This window comes from Glutamicibacter sp., from assembly GCF_035257265.1.
Taxonomy (GTDB): Bacteria; Actinomycetota; Actinomycetes; order Actinomycetales; family Micrococcaceae; genus Glutamicibacter.
On the sequence record NZ_DATEXC010000043.1, the window covers coordinates 1 to 5,482 of the forward strand.

Sequence of the window (5,482 nt, forward strand, 5' to 3'; positions counted from 1 at the left end):
TTAGCATTTATCGGGACAAGGGGAACCCATGCAAACTTTTGGTCAATCCCTTAGTTGATTTGTGATGCAATTTTTCTATAAAGCATGCAAGCATGAAAAATATCAAAAAACTAGAAAGGTAGCTTGCATGCAAACATGCAAGCATGCTAGAATTGAAGTATCAACAGGGGATAGGAACCCACGCTGGACAGTCCAGTTCGGGCCTCGGTTGAAAACCAAGGAAAGGCAGTCGACATGACTAGCATCTCAAGCAACGTAAGCGTTGCAGCTTTCGTTCGCACTACCCTAAAGTTTGACCCACAAGAATCCATCGCAATCGTCCTGTGCCACGAGGGCACAGTGCTGGCCACTCTGCGAGTCGACCTGCGAGCTGGCGACGTTGTGACCGAATGGGTTGAAGCGATTGACGGCATCATCAGCAAGATCACCGCAGATCACGACGTTGACGCAACCGTTTTGGTTGCCTATGACGAAGATGAAGAGCTCAAAGGTGCAAAGTACGACGCGCTAGCAGAACTCTTGGAAGTGGCTGGCGCACCGATTCAGCACGCGATACTCGTAGCCAACGAGCAGATCACGGACTACGACAGCGATGAAACCGGCGCAGTGGCCTACTCCGTGGTCGAAACAGAAGCTATCACCTTAGAAGCGTTATTCCACGGCAAGAACCCCCTGCGCGCCAAGGACATTGAGCACTGCGAAGAATCCAGCATTGAAGTTCAGGCAATCGCAGTACGCCAGAAAGCCAATCTGCTCGGTATGGGAACGGATCTTGAAGAAATCGCGCGAAAGGTTAGCCATGAAATGGTAACCAACATCGCGATCTACCGCGAAGCCGGAGAAGTGACCGACGAAGTTGCCGGATGGCTAGCCGGAACATTCACTGTCTCCATAGGGAGAGACTTGGCAGTCGTGGCATTGGCCGGAATCGCCACGACTACGCACGACATGGCCGACTACTTGGTCGGAGACCGAGCCGTTGACGATCGCAAGGTCCTAGAAGCTGGCCACGAAATGCTGTTCGATTCACTGGCTCACATCGCCGGTATACCTCGCACCAACATCCTTTGCGCCATTGCATGGGCGCACTGGACTCTAGGAAACGGCACCGAAGCGATGGCCACACTCGGAGAAGCTATCGAGCTGGAACCGGAACACCGGTTGGCCAACCTCCTCATCAAGCTCATAGCCCGAGGGAAGATGGCCAAGACAGCACTGATCAACCCACAGCAGTAAAAAGCTAAAGCGGTTAGGTGGGGAAGGGAAATCTTCCCCCACCTAACCGCACTTTCATATTCATCTAAGGACAATAAACAACATGGAGAACTTCAGCATTTGGGAAGAGAGCTACCAGCGTTATGAGCAGATCTGCCGGCCCGAAAATGCGGGCGCGGCGGCCTCCTCCGCAAGCTCCCCCGGCCGCCGCGCATTAACCTCACCACCAGCACGCAAGTCATGGGACGTTTTCACTCACCTAGGAAATGCATACCGCATCCTTCGAATGATGCCAGGAAGTTTTCCTGGCGAACCCATCAAGCCCCACCATCCGGTGTTAGCCGAAATCCCCACGCTGACGGGGACGCCGCAGATCCACGCACGAGCCACAGCTAGAACGCCACACTTGGTTCACGTGGTGTGGGAAGACGACATGGGAGAAACCTACGGCGCATGGCTTCCTAAAAGGTCTACGACCGACGATATTCTCAGATCAAACACACCAAACAAAAATAATCCCAGATAGCTACCTTGTAAGTACCCGCCAAAGTCATCCTAGGAGGCAACGATGGCCAGCAACTGGAGGTTGAACGTAACCAGAACATTCATCCCCGCACCCACACCTGCACAGCAAAAGCTCTATGTCTTCCGGGCTTTTCCTGCACACCCATGGATGCCTAGACCCAGTCGACCGCCCGAACACACGCCACACGTTTCAGTACTCGAGTTGCCCACACGATAAGAGAGCGCGGCATATGCACGGTCTCTGATAACGCTATATTGAGGAAACGGTAGAGGAGGAATGTTTATATGAATCTATCAAGCATGCAAGCTAGCGAACGTGCAGTCCGGAAAGGTTGGCAAGCATAGGCAACTCAAGCCGTGGACTACTATGCAGCCCACGGAGACGAAGATATGAGCGATGCTGAACGAGTAACCTACGAACGGATGATCGAGGAAGCGCAACGAGCCGCCGAAAAACACGACAAAACCACCTAGTTCACAGCGAAACCACCCAGAGTAAAGGATCAGAACATGACCGCCGAAGCTTCACAGATCTACACCCAACTGCAAACGCTCTACCGACAGCTGGAACAACTCGACCAACAAGGCCGCATTGTCATGGCCAGAGACAGCCTGAATAAAGACTTCCCCGACTCCAAGCATGCAGCCACCACCGCGCTGCAAGGCATAGAGCAAGCCATCAACGCCGTCTGCTGGATGGAAACACTGGCCACCACAGACGGAACCTACCCACCCCTAGGAGACTAAACACCGACCTTGAGAGCGCCAAGTGGCAGGAAACCAGCCCTTGCACAGCGCCCATCGCCCTGACCAAACGAACTGATGGCAACAAAATTGAGCGACCCGAACCCAACGGTTCTAAGGTTTTTAGAAGGCTGCTAGGCGGCCTTCACACTCAGCAACTCCTTCCAATGCGTCGTATACCGCGGACTCATCATCTCCCGACGCATCTGCCACGCAGGACCCTGCGCCAACCCGGCAGCGCCCAAGCCAATAGCCTTCACCCCATGCTCGGAACGGATCTGCGCGATCAACGGACCAATCTGCTTCGCCTCGTGCACCGACACAAACGGCTCAAACGTCTCCTGCATCGCCCACGGCTGCAGATCCATCACCACCACCCCAGCCCGCGCATACTTCACGCCGACCAGGATTCGGGGGAGCAGCTGCTTCGCAGCCTTCGTCAGTACTACCGGGTCAGCGCTCGGGCCAGGAAGCTTCACCGTGATCGCCGGCTGATGGTCCTGATGCTGGTTGTAGTGGCTGGTCATCGCCCACGCAGTGAGGATCTTCGCTTGTCTTTGGTGTTTATGCAGCCGTGCGGAAGCTTGCTGCGCATAGATCCCCATCACCTGCTCCATACCGACCCGATCGGTAATCGGATCAGAGAAAGACCGGGAGAAGATCAGCTGCCCTTTCACTTCGCGTTCTTCCTCCATCGCAATACATGAAATCCCGCGCAGCTCTAGCACGGTGCGCATCTGGACGATGGAGAATTTATCGCGGATTTGTACCTCATTGGCATCGCGTAAGTCTTTCGCGGTCCACACGCCTAGACCGCGTAGCCGTTTCGTCAGCCGCGGACCGATACCCCACACCTCAACCACGGGCAGGCGGGCTAGGAGGTTCTCTGTGGTCTGTTGTGGGGCGCGATCCCACACGCACACCCCACCCAACACGTTGAGGTGTTTTGCGGTGTTGTTCGCCATTTTCGCCAGCGTCTTCGACTTGGCGATCCCGACACAGACCGGTAACCCGGTCAGTCGGAACACCTCAGCTTTAATCCGCTCACCCAAGGTTTGCAGCTCGTCGAGGGTGCCGCGCACCCCGAGGAACGCTTCATCGATGGAGTAGATCTCCACCCAGGCGGAGAACCGTGCCAGTAGTTTCATGACCCGGGCTGACATTTCCCCATACAGCTCGTAATTAGAAGACTTCGCGACCAGACCCATACGGTTGGCGTCTGCAGCGAGTTTGAACCAAGGCTCACCCATGCCAATATCCAGTGCTTTGGCTTCGCTGCTGCGTGCGACCACGCACCCGTCATTATTGGACAGCACAATCACTGGCTGGCCTTCCAATGTCGGGTCGAAAACCCGTTCACACGAGACATAAAACGAGTTCACATCCACGTGGGCGATGTATTCCTCGCGCTGTGTGCTGGGGGCGTCTATGTTGGTAAACGTTGGTATTGCTTTCATCGATATTTCCCGTCGAAGATCGAACCGAAGTCTTATGCTGAACGTGGAGTGGGTATAAGCGTTGTTATCAGGACCTCAATTGGTCAGTACATGGTGTATGGTCACTATATGCTGACCATTTCAAACCGTGTGGACGTGATGAACCGGCTCGGGCGTGCCCTGACCGATTCCACGCGCTCCCGCATTCTCTTGTCCCTGCTGGAGCAACCTGGATACCCGGCCCAGCTTGCCCGAGACCTGGAACTAACCCGTACCAATGTTTCCAATCATCTGGCGTGCTTGCGTGGCTGCGGCATCGTCGTTACTGCCCCCGAAGGCCGGCAAACCAGGTATGAAATTGCTGATCCTCATTTGGCTGCCGCATTGAACGCCTTGGTTGACGTAACGCTCGCCGTTGATGACAACGTTCCTTGCCTCGATGCCACTTGCGCCGTTCCTGGATGCTGCTCCCCAAAGGAAACCCTGTGAGCCTGACACTTTTGTCCCCCACGCGTAAAAAAGTGCTGCAACGCCGCATTCGCCTCATCGTTGCCATAACAATCACCTGGAACGTTATTGAAGCGGTTATAGCGCTCATTGCTGGGGGCATTGCCTCGTCGGCAGCCTTAGTCGGCTTCGGGCTTGACTCGATTGTTGAGGTACTCTCCGCTGCTGCGGTCGCCTGGCAGTTCGCCGCGCCAGATCCAGTGCGGCGTGAAAAGACGGCACTGCGGGTCATTGCAATCTCGTTCTTTGCTCTTGCCGCATACGTCTCGGTTGATGCGGTATTCTCGCTCACCGGCGTACGGGAGCCAGAACACTCAACCGTGGGAATTGTCCTGGCCGCGCTCAGCTTGGCGGTCATGCCATTCTTGAGCTTGTTTGAACGTCGGACAGGGCGTGAGTTGGGTTCGGCTTCGGCTATTGCTGATTCAAAACAAACGCTCATTTGTTCTTACCTTTCCGCAGCCCTGCTTGTCGGACTGCTGCTCAATAGCCTGTTGGGCTGGGCCTGGGCGGACTCGGTGGCCGCCCTGATTATTGCCGTGGTTGCGGTGCGTGAAGGGGTGGAGGCGTGGCGAGGTGATGCCTGTTGCGCCATGCCCGTCAGCGCTTTGACCGGTGAACGAGCGGATACCAGTTGTAAGGACGGATGCTGCTCGTCCTAAAGTTCTGTGCAGTGTTGCCCTGTCGACAAGAACCTTCCGTTTAATGCATGAATCCTGCATTAAACGGGAGGTGCTTGTCGCATTTATGGATTCACTAGTGCGGCTGTTGCGGAAGTTGATAGTCGATAGACGATTATCAGCGCTGGCCAGCACCTGATACTCCCGTTTGACGGGAATATCAGTTAATTAAGGTGATGTAGGCATGTGGTGGCCACACCCCAAACCCGGAAATCTGACAGCTCAGCCACATGCAGATCCGGGTAGTCCGGATTCTCAGCCTTCAACACCACGCCGGTCGGTGAAGTCGAAAGCCGTTTGACCGTCATCTCCCCGTCGATCACCGCAATCACGACATGCCCATCCCGAGGCTGGATCGACCGATCCACGATCAAC

Annotated in this window: 7 protein-coding genes; 5 read left to right on the plus strand and 2 right to left on the minus strand. The window is 55.2% G+C overall.

From position 1 onward, the window contains the following. The first annotated feature begins 234 nt into the window (after positions 1-234). From VJ369_RS12520 to VJ369_RS12530, 3 genes are all read left to right on the plus strand, one after another. Entirely contained in the window at positions 235-1,236 is a 1,002-nt protein-coding gene (locus VJ369_RS12520) for a DUF4192 family protein (protein ID WP_324092402.1), read from the plus strand. Between the two features lie 82 nt (positions 1,237-1,318). Beyond that, positions 1,319-1,741 (plus strand): hypothetical protein, encoded by a 423-nt coding sequence (locus VJ369_RS12525; RefSeq protein WP_324092403.1) that lies wholly within the window; start codon positions 1,319-1,321, stop codon positions 1,739-1,741. A 509-nt stretch (positions 1,742-2,250) separates the two neighbouring features. Continuing rightward, positions 2,251-2,487: a hypothetical protein gene (locus VJ369_RS12530; protein ID WP_324092404.1), complete on the plus strand. Its 237-nt coding sequence runs from the start codon at positions 2,251-2,253 to the stop codon at positions 2,485-2,487. A gap of 131 nt (positions 2,488-2,618) precedes the next feature. Here the strand turns inward: VJ369_RS12530 and VJ369_RS12535 are convergent, their stop codons facing one another. Beyond that, positions 2,619-3,941 carry a Y-family DNA polymerase gene (locus VJ369_RS12535; protein ID WP_324092405.1) on the minus strand — a complete coding sequence of 441 codons (1,323 nt, stop codon included), beginning with the start codon at positions 3,939-3,941 and terminating at the stop codon, positions 2,619-2,621. Positions 3,942-4,049: 108 nt separating this feature from the next. Between VJ369_RS12535 and cmtR the strand changes: the two genes are divergently transcribed. Together cmtR and VJ369_RS12545 are read left to right on the plus strand one after the other, a co-directional pair. After that, positions 4,050-4,409 (plus strand): Cd(II)/Pb(II)-sensing metalloregulatory transcriptional regulator CmtR, encoded by a 360-nt coding sequence (gene cmtR / locus VJ369_RS12540; protein WP_324092406.1) that lies wholly within the window; start codon positions 4,050-4,052, stop codon positions 4,407-4,409. After that, positions 4,382-5,089: a cation transporter gene (locus VJ369_RS12545; RefSeq protein WP_414652660.1), complete on the plus strand. Its 708-nt coding sequence runs from the start codon at positions 4,382-4,384 to the stop codon at positions 5,087-5,089. The genes cmtR and VJ369_RS12545 overlap by 28 nt, the downstream gene beginning before the upstream one ends. 182 nt (positions 5,090-5,271) lie before the next feature. Here VJ369_RS12545 and VJ369_RS12550 read toward each other — a convergent pair. Further along, positions 5,272-5,482: S24 family peptidase (locus VJ369_RS12550; protein WP_324092407.1), on the minus strand; the 211-nt coding region annotated here is incomplete at its 5' end.

Excerpts from the sequence above, each read along its gene's own strand:
- VJ369_RS12520 (WP_324092402.1), top strand. The coding sequence starts at position 235 with ATGACTAGCATCTCAAGCAACGTAAGCGTTGCAGCTTTCGTTCGCACT.
- VJ369_RS12545 (WP_414652660.1), top strand. The coding sequence starts at position 4,382 with ATGCTGCTCCCCAAAGGAAACCCTGTGAGCCTGACACTTTTGTCCCCC.
- VJ369_RS12530 (WP_324092404.1), top strand. The coding sequence starts at position 2,251 with ATGACCGCCGAAGCTTCACAGATCTACACCCAACTGCAAACGCTCTAC.
- cmtR (WP_324092406.1), top strand. The coding sequence starts at position 4,050 with ATGCTGACCATTTCAAACCGTGTGGACGTGATGAACCGGCTCGGGCGT.
- VJ369_RS12525 (WP_324092403.1), top strand. The coding sequence starts at position 1,319 with ATGGAGAACTTCAGCATTTGGGAAGAGAGCTACCAGCGTTATGAGCAG.
- VJ369_RS12535 (WP_324092405.1), bottom strand. The coding sequence starts at position 3,941 with ATGAAAGCAATACCAACGTTTACCAACATAGACGCCCCCAGCACACAG.